This is a genomic window from Klebsiella oxytoca NBRC 105695, from assembly GCF_001598695.1.
Classification (GTDB): Bacteria; Pseudomonadota; Gammaproteobacteria; order Enterobacterales; family Enterobacteriaceae; genus Klebsiella; species Klebsiella oxytoca.
This window is the reverse complement of the sequence record NZ_BCZK01000013.1, coordinates 62,546-83,738: the sequence shown is the minus strand read 5'-3', so window position 1 is coordinate 83,738 and position 21,193 is coordinate 62,546. Positions and strand designations below refer to the sequence as shown.

Genomic DNA, 21,193 nt, shown 5'->3' with positions numbered 1-21,193 from the left:
GCTGAAGAATATTGAAACCTGCTCAGGCGAGCGATAAAGGAGCCATCGCTGCGTAGCGGCGAGTCTTAACGTTTAATAATCTGCGAAACGTCATCACGATTGATCTGCATTTTATTACCCTGCTGATCTTCGTAGCTGATAAGGCCGGTATCGTCGTCTATAGCGGGTTTGCCGTCAGTCAGAATCATGCGACCATCTTTGGTTGCCATGACGTAATCGCTGCTGCAACCTGAAACCGAGAACGCCAGTCCTACGGCGGAAATCAATACTGCCCATTTTTTCATCGTTATCACCCCTATTATAGCCGCACCTCGTACCAGTATATTAATAGCCTGATTTGTGAGACATAAAAAGCAGTTAAGTCTTAAAAAAAGATTGCAGCCCGTTTCAGGGCTGCATTTTAGCGCTCTACAGCGGATTTTTTTTATTTCGCAGCAGGTTGAGGCTCTCAACCGCAATCGAGAAGAACATGGCGAAATAGATGTAACCTTTCGGCACGTGCACGTCGAAACTTTCGAGCATCAGCGTAAAGCCGACAAGGATCAAAAACGACAGCGCCAGCATTTTTACCGAAGGGTGGCGATCGACAAAATCGCCTATCGAGCGGGCGGCAACCATCATCACCAGCACCGCGATAACTACTGCCGCCATCATTATAAACAGATGATCCGACAGCCCAACGGCGGTAATGACCGAATCGAGGCTGAAAATAATATCCAGCAGCATAATCTGCACGATAGCGCCCATAAATGAATGGACGTTGGTTTTCAGCCCTTCTTCTTCGCCTTCGATGGATTCGTGGATCTCTTTACTCGCTTTCCAGATCAGAAACAGCCCGCCGAGCAGCAGGATCAGATCGCGAAAAGAGATCTCCTGACCTAATACGGTAAAGAGAGGGTTAGTGAGCTTGACGACCCATGCGATTGACGCCAGCAGCGCCAGACGCATGATCATCGCGCCCATCAGCCCAATGCGGCGGGCATGTGCCCGTTGCGCCGTGGGCAGCTTAGCGACCACCAGAGAGAGGAAAATAATATTATCGATCCCGAGCACTATCTCCAGCAGCGTCAGCGTACCAAGCGCCAGCCAGGCGTTAGGATCGGTTACCCATGCAAATAACATCGTTCAAAGTCCTGCAAAATAGAAAGAAGCAATTATATGCAACCGTCATGGCAGAACAAAAAATTAATCATCATCCAGGCCGTTCAGCTTCGGTTTCCCTTATTGTTAGCCGATTGCGCTGACCCAGGTCGCGTAAGGTTTCTACGCTTCGGCAGGCGTTTAATGACCGCCGTGAAGCAAGCCGATTTATTTAGGGTAAAGAAGAAAATGGCGGGCGAGCAGGGCGGCGGTAAAATTTTTCTTCAGATAGAAACCGCGCGGTAAGGTGAGGATCGGTTCGCCGCGGGCGCCTACGGCCTCGGTCAGCGCTTTGCTGTTGGCCGCTTTCGGGCGCAGCTGCAGAACTTCGCCGTGGCGAGCGGTGATACGTTCGACCTGGCCAAGGACGATCAGGTCCATCAGCTCTTCCCAATCCATACGTAGCTGTCGCTCTTCTTCTTCGCTGGGGCTCCACAGCAGCGGAGCCCCAACGCGGCGGTCGGCTAAAGGGATCGCACGATCGCCCTCTACCGGTACCCACAGCACGCGCTTAAGCTTGTGACGAACGTGGCTGCTCTCCCAGGTAACGCCGCTGTTGCCGGTTAGCGGCGCGACGCAGACGAAGGTGGTTTCCAGCGGCCGGCCAAAAGCATCGATGGGAATTGTTTTCAGCTCAACGCCGAGGGCGGCGAAATCCTGCTCTGGCTTGCTGCCTGCGCTCGCCCCCAGCCATATTTCCAGCAGAATACCGATCCAGCCTTTATCACGTTTTAAATCGCGCGGAATGGGAATTCCGGCAAGCATCGCCAGCTCTCCCAGCGAATAGCCTGCCAGCTGCTGCGCCTGGGCCAGCAGCTGCGCCTGGCTTTGCGGGGGGGATAACAGCGGCGCGATGGTCGACATAACGTAAAACCTCTGGCTAAAAAATGAGCGGTAATTTCATCCGTTGTGGATAGAGTTTACCTTTTCTTGGGTAAGTATGACAATTTGATGATTCATATAGCTTTTTTTGCGATTTTTTGCCGCGATGAAATTTGTAAAACCGGGTTTTCCAGAACTGGTCACCGACAATGAACAGGATCTTACACCATGTTATCCACAGAAAAATGGGATAACTGGGGAAAAGCCCCACTACTGTTTCCATTTACAGCCTTGACGTGAGAGGAAAATCGAGTTTTTAGACAAAATATGCCCAGAGCGCTTGCGTAATCTGTGGATAAAACCAACATTGCTCGATCTTTCATCAGTTCCAGGATCGCTTATGTGATGATCGTCACGTTATGCAATGGATTATGAAATTTTACCATGCTAACTTAATGAAAATTAGGTCATTATTATCGAGGGTTATGACTACGCCGTTCGGATGATTCCGGGTTTTCCCTGGTTAATTCCGTACTTCTTCACAACTCTATCCACAGAAAAAGTGAATAAAATCGTCCGGGTACGGCTTTCGCTGTTTATAACTCCGGGTATTACTGTGAGTTATTCAAATGTTATTCGATCTCATCGCCCTCACAGAGTGGTTTACCGTTTCCAGCGAGTGTGAAACAATCATTCACATTGAAGCTTATTTTGAGGTAGTCCGGTGATTGATGACGATGGCTACCGCCCAAATGTCGGTATTGTAATCTGTAATCGCCAGGGCCAGGTTATGTGGGCCAGGCGCTATGGTCAGCACTCGTGGCAGTTCCCGCAAGGGGGCATAAATCCAGGAGAATCAGCAGAGCAGGCGATGTATCGGGAATTGTTCGAAGAAGTCGGGCTTAGCCGCAAAGATGTGCGGATCCTCGCTTCAACCCGTAACTGGTTGCGTTACAAATTGCCTAAACGTTTGGTGCGTTGGGACACAAAGCCGGTATGTATCGGCCAGAAACAGAAGTGGTTTCTCCTGCAATTGATAGGCAGTGATGCAGATGTCAATATGCAAACCAGCAGTACACCTGAGTTTGATGGCTGGCGATGGGTAAGCTACTGGTACCCGGTGCGTCAGGTGGTGTCGTTTAAGCGCGACGTATACCGCAGGGTGATGAAAGAGTTTGCCAGCGTCACAATGGCGCTGGCGGAAAACACGCCTAAGCCGCAAAGCGCGCCTGCATATCGACGTAAAAGAGGTTAAGCCACGCACATTATGCTCACTCGGTTGCGAGAAATAGTCGAGAAGGTCGCGAGTGCGCCACGTTTAAACGAGGCGCTGGATATCCTGGTAACCGATATCTGCGCTGCGATGGAGACGGAAGTTTGTTCGGTTTATCTGGCTGATCATGACCGACGCTGTTATTACCTGATGGCGACGCGCGGGTTGAAAAAGCCCCGCGGGCGCATCGTTGCGCTTGCTTTTGATGAAGGCCTGGTCGGCCTGGTCGGCCGCCTGGCGGAACCCATCAACCTCGCCGACGCGCAAAAGCACCCCAGCTTTAAATATATTCCTGCCGTAAAAGAGGGCCGCTTTCGCGCTTTCCTCGGGGTGCCGATTATCCAGCGGCGTCAGCTGCTCGGCGTGCTGGTGGTACAGCAGCGCGAGCTGCGCCAGTTTGACGAAAGCGAAGAGTCTTTTCTTGTCACGCTGGCCACGCAAATCGCCGGCATTCTCTCCCAGTCCCAGCTAAACGCGCTATTTGGTCAGTATCGTCAGACCCGCATCCGCGCGCTGCCCGCATCGTCCGGCGTAGCAATTGCCGAAGGCTGGATGGACGTCAGCCTGCCGCTGATGGAGCAGGTTTATGAAGCCTCAACCCTCGATACCGCTTCCGAGCGCGAGCGGCTGACCGGCGCGCTGGAAGAGGCGGCGAATGAGTTTCGCCGCTACAGCAAACGCTACTCTGCCGGCGCGCAGAAAGAGACGGCGGCCATTTTTGACCTCTATTCACACCTGCTCTCTGACGCGCGCCTGCGCCGCGAGCTGTTTGCCGAAGTGGATAAAGGCGCGGTGGCCGAATGGGCGGTGAAAAAGATCATCGAGAAATTCGCCGAACAGTTTGCCGCGCTCAGCGATGGCTATCTGAAAGAGCGCGCGGGCGATCTGCGCACGCTGGGCCAGCGGCTGCTTTTCCATCTCGACGACAGTATTCAGGGGCCAAATACCTGGCCGGAGCGCATCGTGCTGGTGGCGGATGAACTGTCGGCCACCACCTTAGCGGAGGTTCCTCAGGATCGTTTAGCCGGCGTGGTGGTGCGCGATGGCGCGGCGAACTCCCATGCCGCGATTATGGTCCGCGCGTTGGGCATTCCGACGGTGATGGGGGCGGATATCCAGCCTTCGTTGCTGCACGGCCATACGCTGATTGTCGATGGCTATCGCGGCGAGCTGCTGGTCGACCCGGAGCCGGTGCTGCTGCAAGAGTATCAGCGCCTGATCAGCGAAGAAAACGAGCTTAGCCGCCTGGCTGAGGACGATCTTGAACGCGCTTCGGAACTGAAAAGCGGCGAGCGGGTAAAAGTGATGCTCAACGCGGGCCTGAGCCCCGAGCATGAAGAAAAGCTCGGCAATTTCGTCGACGGGATTGGACTTTACCGTACCGAAATCCCCTTTATGCTGCAAAGCGGCTTCCCCTCTGAAGAGGAGCAGGTTGCCCAATATCAGGGCATGCTGCAGATGTTCAACGATAAATCGGTGACGCTGCGCACGCTGGACATCGGCGCGGACAAACAGCTGCCGTACATGCCGATCAGCGAAGAGAACCCGTGCCTTGGCTGGCGTGGGATTCGGATCACGCTCGATCAGCCGGAGATCTTTCTGGTTCAGGTCCGCGCGATGCTGCGTGCCAACGCGGCGACCGGAAACCTCAGCATCCTGCTGCCGATGGTTACCAGCCTCGATGAAGTGGATGAGGCTCGTCGCCTGATCGATCGCGCCAGCCGCGAAGTGGAAGAGATGATCGGCTACGCCATTCCCCGCCCGCGTCTTGGCGTGATGCTGGAAGTGCCGTCGATGGTCTTTATGCTGCCGCAGCTGGCGAACCGCGTCGATTTTATTTCCGTCGGCACCAACGATCTGACCCAGTACATTCTGGCGGTGGATCGCAATAATACCCGGGTCGCCAGTATGTATGACAGCCTGCATCCTGGGGTTCTGCGGGCGCTGGCGATGATCGCCCGCGACGCCGAGCGTTTTGGTATCGATCTGCGCCTGTGCGGAGAAATGGCGGGCGATCCGATGTGCGTGACGATCCTGATTGGCATGGGTTATCGTCATCTGTCGATGAACGGCCGTTCGGTGGCGAGAGTGAAGTACCTGCTGCGGCGCATCGATATCAATGAAGCTCAGGAGCTTTCACAGCGAAGCCTGGAAGCGCAGATGACCGCCGAAGTGCGCCATCAGGTCGCGGCATTTATGGAACGACGAGGACTCGGCGGCCTGATTCGCGGCGGCCGTTAGCGCGGGCTACGGTTCAAGAATTTGTAGCCCGGGTAAGGCGTTAGCCGTGGCCCGGGACAACGCTGACGAGGTTCGAGCGGCCTGAGGGTTGGGTAGCCCGGACAGGCGCAGCGCGCCGCCTCCGGGAATGCTCAGCCGCGAATTCGCATTCGTATACATATCTTTTACATGTCCAACGGGGATCGCCCCTGGCGCTTATGCTATCATTCGCAGCCTTTGGAGCGCCCGTTTCTGACGCGCGTGAACGATCCCCGCTGTCCACTTTCGGCGGAATAACAAGTCTTTATGGTGACAGATGAATAGTGGCTACCTGCATTTTCCGGAGTTTGATCCGGTAATTTTTTCCATTGGACCGGTCTCCCTCCACTGGTACGGCCTGATGTACCTGGTTGGGTTTGTTTTTGCGATGTGGTTGGCCACCCGTCGGGCCAATCGTCCAGGCAGCGGTTGGACAAAAAACGAAGTTGAAAACCTGCTGTACGCCGGATTCCTTGGGGTTTTCCTCGGCGGGCGTCTTGGCTATGTCTTCTTCTACAACCTGCCGGTGTTCCTCGACGATCCGCTCTATCTGTTCCGCGTCTGGGACGGCGGTATGTCCTTCCACGGCGGCCTGATCGGCGTGATTCTGGTGATGATCATTTTCGCCAAACGCACCAAGCGTACCTTCTTCCAGGTTTCTGACTTCATTGCGCCGCTGATTCCGTTTGGCCTCGGCGCCGGGCGTCTGGGTAACTTTATCAACGGTGAACTGTGGGGGCGCGTCGATCCGAACTTCCACTACAGCATGATTTTCCCCGGCTCTCGGGCGGAAGATCTGGCGCTGCTGCCATCGCATCCGGAGTGGCAATCGCTGTTCGATACCTACGGCGCGCTGCCGCGTCATGCTTCGCAGCTCTATGAACTGGCGCTGGAAGGTGTGGTGCTGTTCCTGATCCTGAACCTCTTTATCCGTAAGCCGCGTCCGGCCGGTTCGGTTTCCGGGCTGTTCCTTATCGGCTATGGCTTGTTCCGCATCATCGTGGAATTCTTCCGCCAGCCTGATGCGCAGTTTACCGGCGGCTGGGTACAGTACATCAGCATGGGGCAGATTCTTTCGATTCCGATGGTGCTTGCGGGTATCATAATGATGGTCTGGGCGTACCGTTCTCGTCCGCAGCAACAAAATTCTTGAGGAACCATGAAACAGTATCTTGATTTGATGCAGAAAGTGCTCGACGAGGGCACGCAAAAAAATGACCGCACCGGTACCGGCACCGTCTCTATTTTCGGCCACCAGATGCGTTTTAACCTGCAGGAAGGATTCCCGTTGGTGACGACCAAGCGCTGTCATTTACGCTCCATCATCCATGAACTGCTGTGGTTCCTGAAGGGTGACACCAACGTCGCGTATCTGCACGAAAACAACGTCACTATCTGGGATGAATGGGCGGATGAAAACGGCGACCTGGGTCCGGTTTATGGCAAGCAGTGGCGTTCCTGGCCCGCGCCGGACGGCCGTCACATCGACCAGATTAGCACGGTGATGGAACAGCTGAAAAACGATCCGGACTCTCGTCGGATTATCGTCTCGGCCTGGAACGTCGGCGAACTGAACAAAATGGCGCTGGCGCCGTGCCATGCGTTCTTCCAGTTCTATGTCGCCGACGGCAAGCTCTCCTGCCAGCTCTATCAGCGCTCTTGCGACGTGTTCCTCGGCCTGCCGTTCAATATCGCCAGCTACGCGCTGCTGGTGCATATGGTAGCCCAGCAGTGCGACCTCGAAGTGGGCGATTTTGTCTGGACCGGCGGCGACACGCACCTGTACAGCAACCACATGGAGCAGACGCACCTGCAGCTAAGCCGCGAACCGCGGGCGCTGCCGAAGCTGGTGATCAAACGCAAGCCAGCGTCGATTTTCGACTACCGTTTTGAAGATTTCGAAATCGAAGGCTACGACCCGCATCCGGGGATAAAAGCACCGGTCGCGATTTAACCCCGAAGTCATGATGAAAACCGGCGCCTGCGAGCGCCGGTTTTTTTATGCGCCAGCCCGGCCGAGCCGCGGCTGTAAGCCGCTGGTCGTACGGATTTTTTGCGAGCAGATTTCCTGTACTTTTGTAATCCGTTGCAACGCCTTGAATACTCTCCGAGGCGCGACGCAAAGCGCCATTTTCCCGTTCGTATAAAGCCTCAATGCTACGCATACTCGGCCCATGAACAGAGAACATGGCTATACCCTGATTGAAACCCTGGTCACCATGGTCGTCGTCGTCATTCTTGGCGCCAGCGGACTTTATGGCTGGCAGAGCTGGCAACAGCAGCAGCGTCTGTGGCAAACCGCCTGCCAGGTTCGCGATTATCTGGTGCTGCTACGCGATGACGCCAACTGGCACAACCGCGACAGGGTATTAAGCGTCGACCGAAGCGCGGAGGGCTGGTGCCTGAGCGTCAGCGGAGCGACGAACGACTGTAGCGTCAGCAACGCTTTCACGCTGCAGCCGCTATGGCCGGAGGTTTCGCTCAGCGCGATGACGCCGGGGCTAGGATTTTACGGCCTGCGAAATACCGCCTGGGCGGGACATATCCGCCTGCAAAGCGCGGCGGGCGGCTGGAATATTATCGTTTCCAACTGGGGTCGAATCCGCCTGTGCCGCGGCGAGGAGACGGCATCATGTCTGTAAAACGTCGCGGTTTTTCGCTGCCGGAAACGCTGATCGCGATGGCTATTAGCTCCGTGCTATTGCTCGGCAGCGCGCGTTTTCTCCCGGCGCTGCAGTGGGCCGCGCTTCGCCAGACCCGGCAGCAGGCGCTGGAAAATGAACTATGGCAGCGAATCTACACCGTAGCGAAGCATCTGCAGCGCGCAGGTTATTGCCGTGGCCGCTGTAGCGGGCAACCGCTGTATATCGCAGAGAGCGGCGATTGCCTGCTTGTTCGTTGGGATGGCAACAGCGATGGCGTCTGGAATCGCTCTCCGTCATCAGAATCTGATACTACCGGATTTCGCCTGCGCGACGGGGCGCTGGAAACCCTGAGAGGGGCGGAGGAGTGTAGCGGCAAGGGCTGGGAGAAAATGACCAATCCAGCGGCGATTCAGGTCACCGTTTTTCAGGTTACCCGGCAGAATAAAACGGATTTTTCGCCTGAGTTGTCGATAACGCTGGCGGCGCATTCCGTTGCCGACCCGCAAATCCGCGCGCGAGCGGAATATGGCGTAACGGGGTATAACCTGTGAATCGCCAGCGCGGGCTCTCTTCGCTGCTGATGGTGCTACTGCTTTTAGCGCTTGGCACACTGTTACTCCAGGGGCTGCACCAGCAGCAGCGTTCGCTGTTAGCGCAGACGGCCAGCGAAACGCGGGCGCTTCGCGACGCTGCTGATGCGCATTCCGCGCTGCAGTGGGGAAAAACGCTGACCTGGCCGTTGCAAGAAGCGGTTAGCTGCCAGCAGAAGGCTGCACTCGACTGGCGCGCCTGTCTGAGGATCTTTAGCGACGCCTCGGTATTGCTCATTGGCAGCAGCGGCGGTGGCAGAATGCTGCTGTGGCAGTCGGGCGCTGTGGAACAAAACCGCGTCCATTTTTCACCACACGGCTGGAGCGATTTTTGCCCGTTAAAGGAGACGAGCCTATGCCAGATGCCCTGAGCCGGCAGAGAGGGTTTAGCCTACCGGAAACGCTCCTGGCTTTAGTCTTGCTGATCGTCACCGTTACCGCGCTGGCGGGCTATCAACGCGGGCTGGCCAGCAGTTCTATACAGCTCACCCAGTACCGTCAGCTGTGGCGCGATGCGTGGCGATTTGGTCAGCTTAGCCCTCCGGCGATTGCCGGGGGCCACCAGATATCCCGTATGCAGACATCGATGCAAAGATGTGTCAGCATCACGGTAACGATCACGATGCCCGCAGCCAGGCGGGCGCAGATGACCCGGCTCCATTGCCCGGTCAGTCAGTAGCCAGGAGCGAATATGTTAAGGGTGTACCACTCAAACCGTCTGGATGTGCTTGAAGCCTTGATGGAGTTTATCGTCGAGCGCAAGCGGCTGGATGACCCTTTTATGCCGGAAATGGTGCTGGTGCAGAGTACCGGGATGGCGCAGTGGCTGCAGATGACGCTGGCGAAGCGCTTCGGGATTGCGGCCAACATTGAGTTCCCGCTACCCGCCAGTTTTATCTGGGACATGTTCGTGCGGGTGCTGAAAGATATTCCCGGAGAAAGCGCGTTCAGCAAGCAAAACATGAGCTGGAAACTTATGACTCTGTTACCAGAGCGGCTTAATGATGAATCTTTTACGCTACTGCGCCACTACCTGCATGACGATAGCGACAAGCGTAAACTGTTTCAGCTGGCCGCCAGAGTGGCGGATCTCTACGACCAGTATCTGGTTTATCGCCCGGAGTGGCTGATGCGCTGGGAGGCTGACCAGCGCGTTGACGGGCTGGGAGAGGCGCAGGAGTGGCAGGCGCCGCTGTGGAAAGCGCTGGTGGAATATACCGCTGAGCTGGGCCAGCCGCTGTGGCATCGCGCCAACTTGTACCAACGTTTTATCAGCGCGCTTGAAGACGCCGAACAGCCGCCCGCCGGGCTGCCATCGCGGGTCTTTATTTGCGGAATATCGGCGCTGCCGCCGGTGTATCTGCAGGCGCTCCAGGCGCTGGGTAAACATGTTGATGTATATGTCCTCTTCACTAACCCGTGCCGCTACTATTGGGGCGACATCAAAGATCCGGCATTTCTGGCCAAACTGCTGTCCCGCCAGCGGCGCCACCACCGCGAAACGGCGCGAGAGCTGCCACTGTTCCGCGATGCGGAACAGGCGCCGGGGCTGTTCAACGACGCCGGTGAGCAGGATGTCGGCAACCCGCTACTGGCCTCCTGGGGTAAGCTGGGGCGCGACTATATCTACCTGCTGGCGGGTCTTGAACGCTATGAAGAGCTGGACGCTTTTGTCGATATTGTGCCGGATAACCTGCTGCATAATCTTCAGGCGGACATTCTCGAACTGCGCAATGAAGCCGTGGCCGGGCGCAGCGCCGAAGAGTTTGCCAATAGCGGCAGCAAGCGGCCATTGGCAGCGGACGATCGCAGCCTGACGATTCATGTTTGTCATAGCCCACAGCGAGAAGTTGAGGTGCTGCACGATCGGCTGCTGGCGATGCTCGAAGAGAATCCCGAGCTCACGCCGCGCGATATTATCGTCATGGTGGCGGATATCGATAGCTATAGCCCGTATATTCAGGCGGTTTTCGGCAGCGCCAGCGGCGAACGCTGGCTGCCGTGGGCGATTTCCGATCGACGCGCCCGTGAATCGCATCCGGCACTGCAGGCCTTTCTCACGCTCCTTTCGCTGCCCGATAGCCGCTTTGCCAGCGAAGATGTGCTGGCGCTGCTTGACGTGCCGGTGCTGGCGGCGCGCTTTAACATTGACGAAGAGGGGCTGCGCTACCTGCGACAGTGGGTGAACGAATCCGGCGTACGCTGGGGGATGGATGATGACAACGTGCGTGAACTCGACCTCCCGGCAACCGGCCAGCATACCTGGCGCTTTGGCCTGACGCGCATGTTATTGGGCTATGCCATGGACAGCAGCGAGGGTGAGTGGCGCTCGGTGCTGCCTTATGATGAGTCGAGCGGGCTGATTGCCGAGCTGGTGGGCAACCTGGCATCGCTGCTGATGCAGCTTAATCTCTGGCGTCGCGGGCTGGCCCAGGAGCGGCCACTGGCCGAGTGGCTACCGGTATGCCGCGATCTGCTGAACGACTTTTTCCTCCCGGATAGCGAAACGGAAGCCGCCCTCGCGCTGATAGAACAGCAGTGGCAGGCGGTGATTGACGGCGGCGTCGACGCCCAGTATGGCGAAACGGTACCGCTCTCCTTGCTGCGCGATGAGCTGTCCCAGCGCCTCGATCAGCAGCGTATCAGCCAGCGCTTTCTCGCCGGGCCGGTTAATATTTGCACCCTGATGCCGATGCGTTCGATTCCTTTCAAGGTGGTCTGCCTGCTGGGGATGAACGACGGTGTTTATCCGCGCACGCTTGCGCCGCTGGGCTTTGACCTGATGAGTCAGAAGCCGCAGCGCGGCGACCGTAGCCGTCGCGATGACGACCGCTATCTGTTCCTTGAAGCCCTGATGTCCGCCGAGCAGAAACTCTATATCAGCTATATCGGCCGTTCTATTCAGGATAACAGCGAACGCTATCCCTCGGTTCTGGTTCAGGAGCTGGCGGACTATATCGGTCAGAGCCACTGCCTGGAAGGAGACGAAGATCTGGATTGCGATGCCAGCGAGCGTCGCGTTAAAGAACATATTACTCATCTGCATACCCGCATGCCTTTTGATGCCGCGAATTTTCTGGCGAACGAAGATCAAAGCTATGCCCGGGAATGGCTGGCGGCTGCCAGCCAGCAGGGGGAAGCCCACGGTGAGTTTATCCAGCCGCTACCGGTCCCTGAACTCGATCACCTGCCTCTGGAACAGCTGCTGCGCTTCTGGCAGCATCCGGTACGCGCCTTCTTTCAGCAGCGGCTGCGGGTGAATTTCCGCTCGGAAGAGAGCGAGATCCCTGACGATGAACCTTTTACCCTCGAAGGGCTGAGTCGCTATCAGCTGAACCAGCAGTTGCTTAATACGCTGATTGAGCAGCAGGACGCCTCGGCAATGTATCGCCGTTTTCGTGCCGCCGGGGAGCTACCCTATGGCGCATTCGGCGAACTGGCCTGGGAAACGCAGCGTCAGGAGATGCAGAACCTGGCAGAGCGGGTGATAGCCTGCCGTCAACCGGGGCAGAGCATGGAAATCGATCTGCAATGTAACGGAGTCAACATTACTGGCTGGCTACAGCAGGTACAATCCGACGGTTTGCTGCGCTGGCGGCCATCGTTATTAAGCGTGGCGCAGGGAATGCAACTTTGGCTGGAGCATCTTGTCTATTGTGCTAGCGGCGGTCGCGGCGAAAGTCGGCTGTTTGTGCGCAAAGAAGGCGAGTGGCGCTTTCCCCCGCTGGCGCAGGAACAGGCCCAGGAATACCTGAATGAGCTCGTTGACGGTTACCTACAGGGAATGTCAAAACCGCTGCTGTTGCTGCCGGAAAGCGGCGGCGCATGGCTAAAAGTCTGTTATGACGCCGAAAAGAATGTCATGTTAATGGACGAAGAGACGCAGCAAAAAGCGCGCAGTAAATTTCTTCAGGCTTATGAAGGGAACATGGTGGTCAGAGGCGAAGGTGCCGACGTCTGGTATCAGCGCCTGTGGCGCACCCTGGAGCCGGAATACTATGAAGAGATCCTTACGCAAACGCAGCGTTATTTGCTACCGGTGTTTCGTTTTCATCAGTCCGAATAACATTGTAATAGTATAAAAATTGCGCAATAGATGGCACTTCATTTATGATGCGCAACCAATCACGGACTGATGTTTTATAAAGGCTGCATAGCGTGCAGCGCCAGGTTTGTTAATGATGAGGTCCGTGAATGCCCCGCAGTTTATGGTTCAAGGTTATTGTTTTACTGGCCGCCCTCTGGGCGCCGTTAAGTCAGGCAGACACCGGATGGCAACCGATTCAGGAAACCATCCGTAAAAGCGACAAAGATACCCGTCAATATCAGGCGATCCGCCTCGATAACGGCATGGTGGTGCTGCTGGTTTCCGATCCCCAGGCGGTAAAATCGCTGTCGGCGCTGGTCGTTCCCGTGGGGTCGCTGCAGGACCCCGCTGAGCATCAGGGACTGGCCCACTTCCTGGAGCATATGACGCTGATGGGGTCGAAAAAGTACCCGCAGCCGGATAGCCTCGCCGAATATCTCAAAATGCACGGCGGCAGCCATAACGCCAGTACCGCTCCGTACCGCACTGCCTTCTATCTTGAAGTAGAAAACGATGCTCTGGACGGCGCGGTCGATCGCCTGGCCGACGCCATCGCCGCTCCGCTGCTGGATAAAAAATATGCCGACCGCGAGCGTAATGCGGTCAACGCCGAGCTGACGATGGCGCGCAGCCGCGACGGGATGCGGATGGCGCAGGTCAGCGCAGAAACCATTAACCCGGCGCACCCCGGCTCGCAGTTTTCCGGCGGTAACCTTGAAACGCTGAGCGACAAGCCCGGCAAGCCGGTGCTTGATGCCCTGCACGCCTTTCGCGATAGCTGGTATTCCGCCAACCTGATGAAGGCGGTGATCTACAGCAACAAGCCTCTGCCGGAGCTGGCAAGTATCGCGGCGGCCACCTACGGTCGCGTGCCGAACCACGATATCAGCAAACCGGAAATAACCGTCCCGGTGGTGACCGATGCGCAGAAGGGCATCATCATTCACTATGTCCCGGCGATGCCGCGTAAAGTCCTGCGCGTGGAGTTCCGCATTGATAACAATAGCGACCAGTTCCGCAGCAAAACCGACGAGCTGGTGACCTATATGATCGGTAATCGCAGCCCCGGCACGCTCTCTGATTGGCTGCAAAAGCAGGGGCTGGCTGAGGGTATTCGCGCGGACTCCGACCCGGTTGTCAACGGCAACAGCGGGGTGCTGGCTATTTCTGCTACTCTGACGGACAAAGGCCTGGCGCACCGCGATGAAGTCACCGCGGCCATCTTCAGCTACCTCAATCTGCTGCGTAGCCAGGGAATTGATAAACGCTATTTTGATGAACTGGCCCACGTGCTGGCGCTCGACTTCCGCTACCCGTCCATCAACCGCAATATGGATTACGTCGAATGGCTGGCGGACACCATGATCCGCGTGCCGGTCGAACATACCCTGGACGTAGTTAACATCGCCGATCGCTACGATCCGCAGGCGATCAAAGACCGTCTGGCGATGATGACGCCGCAAAATGCCCGTATCTGGTACATCAGCCCGAAAGAGCCGCATAACAAGACCGCCTACTTCGTTAATGCGCCCTATCAGGTGGATAAAATTAGCGAGCAGACTTTTGCCGACTGGCAGCAGAAGTCCAGTGCTATCGATCTCAGGCTGCCGGTGCTGAACCCCTATATTCCGGACGATTTTAGCTTAATCAAAAGCGATAAGGCTTACCCTCATCCGCAGCTGATTGTCGATGAACCGACGCTGCGGGTGATCTACGCGCCGAGTCAGTACTTCGCCAGCGAACCAAAAGCGGATATATCGCTGGTGCTGCGTAACCCGCAGGCGATGGACAGCGCCCGCCGTCAGGTGATGTTTGCCCTCAATGATTATCTGGCGGGTATCGCGCTCGATCAGCTCAGCAACCAGGCTGCGGTTGGGGGCATCAGCTTCTCTACCGGTGCAAATAACGGGCTGATGGTTAACGCCAACGGCTATACGCAGCATCTGCCAGAGCTGTTTAACGCCCTGCTGGACGGTTACTTTAGCTATACGCCAACCGAAGAGCAGCTGGAGCAGGCCAAATCCTGGTACGCGCAGATGATGGATTCGGCGGACAAAGGCAAAGCCTACGATCAGGCGATCATGCCGATTCAGATGGTTTCACAGGTGCCGTACTTTCAGCGTGAAGATCGCCGGGCGCTGCTGCCGTCGATTACGCTGAAAGAGGTGCTGGAGTATCGCGATAACCTCAAGGCGAAAGGGCGACCGGAGCTGCTGGTCATCGGTAACCTTACCGCCGAACGGTCAACGGCGATGGCCCGCCAGATCCAAAAACAGCTGGGGGCGGACGGCAACGAATGGTGCCGCAACAAAGACGTACTGGTTGATCGCAAGCAGCTGGCGATTTTTGAGAAAGCGGGTAACAGCACCGACTCCGCCCTTGCCGCTGTCTTCGCGCCGCCGAACCTGGACGAATACGCCAGCTCAGCTGCCAGCTCGCTTCTCGGGCAGATCGTCCAGCCGTGGTTCTACAACCAGCTGCGTACGGAAGAGCAGCTGGGATACGCGGTCTTCGCCTTCTCGATGAACGTGGGCCGCCAGTGGGGAATGGGCTTCCTGCTGCAAAGCAACGATAAGCAGCCGGCTTTCCTCTGGCAGCGCTTCCAGGCCTTCTTCCCCACAGCGGAAGCCAAACTGCGGGCGATGAAGCCGGAAGAGTTTGCGCAGATTCAGCAGACGGTCATCAGTCAGATGCTGGAGGCGCCGCAAACGCTGGGCGATGAAGCATCGAAGCTGAGCAAAGATTTCGATCGCGGTAATATGCGCTTCGATTCACGTGATAAAGTAGTGGCTCAGATTAAACTGCTGACGCCGCAAAAGCTTGCCGACTTCTTCCATCAGACGGTGGTGGATCCGCAGGGCATGGCAATTCTCTCCCAGGTTTCCGGTAGCCAGAATGGCAAGGCGGAATACGCGCATCCGCAGGATGGCAAAGTCTGGGAGAACGTCAGCGCGTTGCAGAAATCCTTACCCCTGATGCGAGAGAATGAATGACCGACACCGCCGAGTCTCTTGACCCACTGCGCTTGCCCCTGACGGGCGAGCGCCTGATAGAAGCCTCTGCGGGCACCGGAAAAACGTTTACCATCGCCGCGCTCTATCTGCGGCTGTTGCTGGGGCTGGGCGGTGAATCCGCTTTCCCCCGGCAGATCAGCGTCGAAGAGCTGCTGGTGGTGACCTTTACCGAAGCGGCGACCGAAGAGCTGCGCGGACGTATCCGCAGCAATATCCACGAGCTGCGGATCGCCTGCCTGCGCGAAAGCACCGACAATCCTCTTTATGCCGGGCTGCTGGCGGAAATTGACGATAAAGCCCAGGCGGCGCAAACGCTGCTGCTGGCCGAACGCCAGATGGATGAAGCAGCGGTATTTACCATTCACGGGTTCTGCCAGCGGATGCTGAGCCTTAACGCCTTTGAGTCCGGCATGCTGTTCGAACTGCAGCTGATTGAAGATGAATCCCGCCTGCGCTATCAGGCCTGCGCCGACTTCTGGCGTCGCCACTGCTATCCGCTGCCGCGCGAAATTGCTGCGGTTATCCACGAGGCGTGGAAAGGGCCGCGCGACCTGTTGAAATCCATCGATCGCTGGCTGCAAGGAGAGGCGCCGCAGCTAAAATCTCCGCCCCCTGCTGAAGAAACGCTGGCCGAACGCCACCAGCAAATTATTGAACGCATTAACGTGCTCAAACAGCAGTGGCTGGAACAGGCGAGCGAGATTGAGGCGGTACTGGAAACCTCCGGTCTCGACCGGCGCAAGTTCAATCGCGGTAATCAGGGCAAATGGCTGGAAAAAGTGACCGCCTGGGCCCAGGAAGAGACTTTGAGCTACCAGCTGCCGGATGCGCTGGAGAAGTTCTCTCAGCCCTTCTTGCTTGAGCGCACCAAAGCGGACGGCGCACCGGCGGTACACCCGCTGTTCAGCGCGATAGAAGCGCTGCTGGCGACACCGTTAACCCTGACCGATCTGGTGATCGCCAGGGCGATGGTTGAAATCCGCGAGGCGGTCGCGCGGGAAAAACGCCGCCGCGGCGAGCTGGGATTTGACGATATGCTTAGCCGCCTGGATGACGCCCTGCGCGGAGAGAGCGGAGAAGCGCTGGCCAGCGCGATTCGTCAGCGCTTCCCGGTGGCGATGATCGATGAGTTTCAGGATACCGACCCGCAGCAGTACCGAATCTTTCGCCGCATCTGGCGGCGCCAGGCGGATACCGCGCTGCTGCTGATTGGCGACCCTAAACAGGCTATTTACGCCTTCCGCGGCGCGGATATCTTTACCTACATGAAAGCGCGTGGAGACGTCACCGCTCACTATACGCTCGATACCAACTGGCGCTCCGCCCCGGGGATGGTTGACAGCGTCAATCGCCTGTTTAGCCTCAGCGATAACCCTTTTATGTTTCGCGAAATCCCGTTCCTGCCGGTGAAATCGGCCGAGAAAAATCAGGGGCTGCGCTTTACCGTTGATGATACGGCGGTTCCGGCGATGAATATCTGGCTGATGCCGGGCGAGGCCGTGGGCGCAGGGGATTACCAGACGTTTATGGCCCAGCTGTGCGCGGCGCAAATTCGTGACTGGCTAAGCGCGGGCCAGCAGGGCAAGGCGCTGCTGTGGCGCGGTGAAAAAGCTGAACCCGTGCGGGCTTCAGACATCACGGTGCTGGTGCGCAATCGTCAGGAGGCGTCGTTAATTCGCGATGCCCTCCAGCTGCTGTCGATTCCTTCCGTCTATCTCTCCAACCGCGATAGCGTGTTTGAAACGCCGGAGGCGCAGGAGCTGCTGTGGCTGCTGCAGGCGGTGCTGGCCCCCGAGCGCGAGAATACCCTGCGCAGCGCGCTGGCGACCTCAATGTTCGGTCTTAACGCGCAGGATATCGAAAACCTCAATCAGAACGAACGGGCGTGGGATGAGCTGGTAGAAGAGTTTAGCAGCTACCGGCAAGTCTGGCGGCAGCGCGGCGTTATGCCGATGCTGCGCGCGCTGATGACCGCGCGGCGCATTGCAGAAAACCTTCTCGCAACCAACGGCGGCGAGCGGCGCCTGACCGATATCCTGCATATCAGCGAGCTGCTTCAGGAGGCGGCGAACCAGCTGGAGAGCGAACATGCGCTGGTGCGCTGGCTGGCGCAGCATATCGCCGAGCCGGATAGCAACGCCTCCAGCCAGCAGATGCGCCTGGAAAGCGACAAGCATCTGGTGCAGATCGTCACCATCCATAAATCGAAAGGGCTGGAGTATCCGCTGGTCTGGCTGCCGTTTATCGCGCGTTTTCGCAAACAGGATCAGGCGTTTTATCACGACAGAACCTCCTTTGCCGCCGTGCTCGATCTGGGCCAGGATGAGGGCAGCATGGAGCTGGCTGAGGCCGAACGTTTGGCCGAAGACTTACGTCTGCTGTACGTTGCGCTGACCCGGGCGGTCTGGCACTGCAGCCTGGGCGTTGCGCCGCTTAGCCCCCGCCGCAGCGACAAGCCCGGCGCCAGCGATTTTCACCACAGCGCGCTGGGGCGGCTGCTGCAGGGCGGAGAAGCGATGGACGCCGCAGGGCTAACGGCGCGACTGCAGGCGTTTTGCAGCGGGGATATCGCCCTGCAGCTCCCCGCGACGACGACGCAGACGCCCTGGCAGGCTCCACAGTCGGCGCTGCCGCCGCTCTCCGCGCGTCTGCTTGAGCGTTCGGTGAGCGATGACTGGCGCGTCACCAGCTACTCCGGCCTGCAGCAAAACGGACACAGCGCGGCGCAGGACCTTTTACCGCGTCTGGATATCGATGCCGCAGGCGTCGGCGATGTGGCGGAAGAACCGCAGCTTACGCCGCACCACTTCCCGCGCGGAGCATCGCCAGGCACGTTTCTGCACAGCCTGTTTGAAGATATTGATTTCACCCAGCCGGTCCTAGCCGACTGGATGGCGGAAAAGCTCCAGCTTAGCGGCTTCGAGGAGAAATGGGCCCCAGTACTGACCGAATGGCTCGACAGCGTGCTGCGTACCCGTCTCCCTGGCGCGGAGATCGCGCTGAATCAGCTTAGCGAGCGTGATAAACAGGTGGAGATGGCTTTTTATCTGCCCATCGAGCAGCCTCTGGATCCGCTGCGCCTGGATGCGCTGATTCGTCAGTACGATCCGCTCTCCGTCGATACCCCCATGCTCGATTTCCGCCAGGTGCGCGGTATGCTGAAAGGCTTTATTGACCTGGTATTTCGCCATAACGGCCGTTATTACCTGCTGGATTACAAATCCAACTGGCTGGGGAAAGATCGCGAGGCCTATACCCAGGAAGCGATGATGCAGGCTATGCGCACCCATCGTTACGATTTGCAGTATCAGCTCTACAGCCTGGCGCTGCACCGTTATCTGCGCCACCGTATTGCCGATTATGATTACGAACGCCACTTTGGCGGCGTCATTTATCTCTTTTTACGCGGTATGGATGGACAGGACGGCGGGCAGGGTATTTTTACCACCCGTCCGGCGCGACCGCTGATTGACGGCCTTGATGCGCTGTTTGCTGGAGAAACTCAGGAGGTGGCGCTATGAACCTGGATGAACTATTGCTGCAGGCGGTTGAGCAGCGACTGCTGCGCCCGCTGGACGTTCAGTTTGCGCTAATGGTGGCGCAAGAAGCGCATCCGGCGGTGAAGCTGGTCGCGGCGATCCTCAGTCGCGATGCTGGTGAAGGGCACGTCTGCCTGCCGATTTCGCGTCTTGTCGATGATGAACTGTTGAAGGCTAAAGCAGGTGGCCTGAGCGAGCAAATTCTTGAACTGACCGGCGCGCCGGACGGCTGGCTGCCGCTGCTCAATGATTCCGAGGCCGTCAGCTGCGGAGAGCGGCCAGCGCCGATGATTCTCTGCGGCGATCGGCTTTACCTTAACCGCATGTGGCGCAACGAATTAACCGTCGCGCGCTTTTTCAATGAAGCCAATCAGGTGCTGGAGGTGGATGAAGCCCGGCTGGCAGCGACGCTCGACGCGCTGTTTCCGCCCGCAGAGGAAACTGACTGGCAAAAAGTGGCGGCTGCTGTCGCCCTGACCCGGCGGATTTCGGTAATTTCCGGCGGACCGGGCACCGGTAAAACCACGACCGTCGCTAAACTCCTGGCCGCGCTGATCCAGACCTTCTCCAGCCCGCGCTGCCGTATTCGCCTGGCTGCGCCGACCGGTAAAGCCGCGGCGCGCCTGACCGAGTCCCTTGGCGCTGCGCTGCGCCGTCTTCCTCTCACCGACGAACAAAAGGCGCTGGTGCCCACCGAAGCCAGTACCCTCCATCGCCTGCTGGGCGCGCAGCCGGGAAGCCAGCGGATGCGCTATCACAGCGGAAACCCGCTGCATCTTGATGTGCTGGTGGTCGATGAAGCCTCAATGATTGACCTGCCGATGATGTCGCGCCTGATCGATGCGCTGCCTGAGCACGGAAGGGTGATTTTCCTTGGCGACCGCGATCAGCTGGCTTCGGTCGAGGCCGGGGCCGTGCTCGGCGATATCTGCGCGTGGGTTAATGCAGGCTATACCCCGGAGCGGGCGACGCAGCTCGCCCGGTTAACCGGCCAGTCGGTTCCGGCAGGCGAGGGTAATATGGCCGGTTCGCTCCGCGATAGCCTGTGCCTGCTGCAGAAAAGCTACCGTTTCGGTCGCCATTCCGGTATCGGCCAGCTGGCCTGGGCGGTGAACAGCGGCGATCGTAGCGCGGTACGCGCAACGCTGCGCCAGTCATTTGACGATATCGCTCTGTATCCGCTGAGCGCCACCGAAGAGTATGAAGCGATGCTGAATCAGGCGCAGGCGGGCTACGGCCGCTTCCTGCAACTGCTGCGCGCTCGGGCAGAGCCCGAAGAGATGATCGCCGCTTTTGGCGAATTCCAGCTGCTGTGCGCGCTGCGCGAGGGCCCGTATGGCGTCAGTGGAGTTAATGAACAGCTGGAGCAGATGCTCAACCGCAAGCGGGCGATTACGTTACCGCGCCATTCGCGCTGGTATGAAGGTCGGCCGGTGATGATCTCGCGCAACGACAGCGCGCTGGGGCTGTTTAACGGCGATATCGGTATCGCGCTGGAAAGAGGGGGTGGCCTGCGCGTCTGGTTCCCGATGCCTGATGGCAGCATCAAGTCGGTACAGCCGAGTCGTCTGCCGGAGCATGATACCGCCTGGGCGATGACGGTGCATAAATCGCAGGGGTCGGAGTTCGATCACGCGGCGCTGATCCTGCCTTCGCGCAGCGTGCCGCTGGTGACCCGCGAGCTGGTTTATACCGCTATAACTCGCGCGAAACGGCAGCTGTCGATCTATGCCGATGAGCAGGTACTGACCCAGGCGGTTGTCGCGCGTACCGAACGACGCAGCGGCCTGGCGGATATTTTTTCCGCTCAGTGATGTTTTCCCC

At 57.9% G+C, this 21,193-nt stretch carries 15 protein-coding genes and 1 pseudogene; 12 read left to right on the top strand and 4 right to left on the bottom strand.

Annotation, left to right across the window (positions count from 1 at the left end; genetic code table 11):
* Positions 1-65 precede the first annotated feature (65 nt).
* The 4 genes and pseudogenes from KO1_RS20840 to KO1_RS28810 form a co-directional block, all read right to left on the bottom strand.
* A complete protein-coding gene (locus KO1_RS20840) occupies positions 66-284 on the bottom strand; it encodes a YgdI/YgdR family lipoprotein (RefSeq protein WP_004105255.1) in 219 nt (72 codons plus the stop codon).
* Between the two features lie 124 nt (positions 285-408).
* Positions 409-1,122 carry a TerC family protein gene (locus KO1_RS20835; RefSeq protein ID WP_004105253.1) on the bottom strand — a complete coding sequence of 238 codons (714 nt, stop codon included), beginning with the start codon at positions 1,120-1,122 and terminating at the stop codon, positions 409-411.
* Between the two features lie 186 nt (positions 1,123-1,308).
* Positions 1,309-2,004 carry a DNA mismatch repair endonuclease MutH gene (gene mutH, locus KO1_RS20830; RefSeq protein ID WP_004105252.1) on the bottom strand — a complete coding sequence of 232 codons (696 nt, stop codon included), beginning with the start codon at positions 2,002-2,004 and terminating at the stop codon, positions 1,309-1,311.
* Between the two features lie 88 nt (positions 2,005-2,092).
* A pseudogene (locus KO1_RS28810) lies at positions 2,093-2,233 on the bottom strand (hypothetical protein); the annotation flags it as partial.
* 453 nt (positions 2,234-2,686) lie between these two features.
* Between KO1_RS28810 and rppH the strand changes: the two are divergent.
* The 12 genes from rppH to recD all read left to right on the top strand — a co-directional run bounded on the left by rppH (position 2,687) and on the right by recD (position 21,183).
* On the top strand, positions 2,687-3,217 hold the full coding sequence (gene rppH / locus KO1_RS20825; protein ID WP_004105248.1) for an RNA pyrophosphohydrolase: 531 nt from the start codon (positions 2,687-2,689) through the stop codon (positions 3,215-3,217).
* Between the two features lie 12 nt (positions 3,218-3,229).
* Positions 3,230-5,476, top strand: a complete 2,247-nt coding sequence (ptsP, locus tag KO1_RS20820) for a phosphoenolpyruvate--protein phosphotransferase (RefSeq protein WP_004105247.1) — start codon at positions 3,230-3,232, stop codon at positions 5,474-5,476.
* A 295-nt stretch (positions 5,477-5,771) separates the two neighbouring features.
* Positions 5,772-6,647, top strand: coding sequence for a prolipoprotein diacylglyceryl transferase (gene lgt / locus KO1_RS28325; RefSeq protein WP_004115094.1), 876 nt, complete (start codon positions 5,772-5,774; stop codon positions 6,645-6,647).
* A 6-nt stretch (positions 6,648-6,653) separates the two neighbouring features.
* Positions 6,654-7,448, top strand: coding sequence for a thymidylate synthase (thyA, locus tag KO1_RS28320; protein WP_004105244.1), 795 nt, complete (start codon positions 6,654-6,656; stop codon positions 7,446-7,448).
* Positions 7,449-7,668: 220 nt separating this feature from the next.
* Positions 7,669-8,136: a prepilin peptidase-dependent protein gene (locus KO1_RS20800; RefSeq protein WP_016809903.1), complete on the top strand. Its 468-nt coding sequence runs from the start codon at positions 7,669-7,671 to the stop codon at positions 8,134-8,136.
* The gene (locus KO1_RS20795) at positions 8,127-8,690 is read left to right on the top strand and encodes a prepilin peptidase-dependent protein (protein WP_004105241.1); all 564 of its coding nucleotides are present in this window, start codon (positions 8,127-8,129) and stop codon (positions 8,688-8,690) included. Before KO1_RS20800 ends, KO1_RS20795 begins: the two co-directional genes overlap by 10 nt.
* A complete protein-coding gene (locus KO1_RS20790; protein WP_004105239.1) occupies positions 8,687-9,100 on the top strand; it encodes a DUF2509 family protein in 414 nt (137 codons plus the stop codon). The genes KO1_RS20795 and KO1_RS20790 overlap by 4 nt, the downstream gene beginning before the upstream one ends.
* Positions 9,085-9,408, top strand: a complete 324-nt coding sequence (locus tag KO1_RS20785) for a prepilin-type N-terminal cleavage/methylation domain-containing protein (protein WP_024274652.1) — start codon at positions 9,085-9,087, stop codon at positions 9,406-9,408. Before KO1_RS20790 ends, KO1_RS20785 begins: the two co-directional genes overlap by 16 nt.
* A 12-nt stretch (positions 9,409-9,420) precedes the next feature.
* Positions 9,421-12,795 (top strand): exodeoxyribonuclease V subunit gamma, encoded by a 3,375-nt coding sequence (gene recC, locus KO1_RS20780; RefSeq protein ID WP_024274651.1) that lies wholly within the window; start codon positions 9,421-9,423, stop codon positions 12,793-12,795.
* Positions 12,796-12,923: 128 nt separating this feature from the next.
* Positions 12,924-15,809, top strand: a complete 2,886-nt coding sequence (ptrA, locus tag KO1_RS20775; RefSeq protein ID WP_024274650.1) for a pitrilysin — start codon at positions 12,924-12,926, stop codon at positions 15,807-15,809.
* A complete protein-coding gene (recB, locus tag KO1_RS20770) occupies positions 15,806-19,351 on the top strand; it encodes an exodeoxyribonuclease V subunit beta (RefSeq protein ID WP_024274649.1) in 3,546 nt (1,181 codons plus the stop codon). Before ptrA ends, recB begins: the two co-directional genes overlap by 4 nt.
* On the top strand, positions 19,348-21,183 hold the full coding sequence (gene recD / locus KO1_RS20765; RefSeq protein WP_024274648.1) for an exodeoxyribonuclease V subunit alpha: 1,836 nt from the start codon (positions 19,348-19,350) through the stop codon (positions 21,181-21,183). The genes recB and recD overlap by 4 nt, the downstream gene beginning before the upstream one ends.
* Positions 21,184-21,193 lie beyond the last annotated feature (10 nt).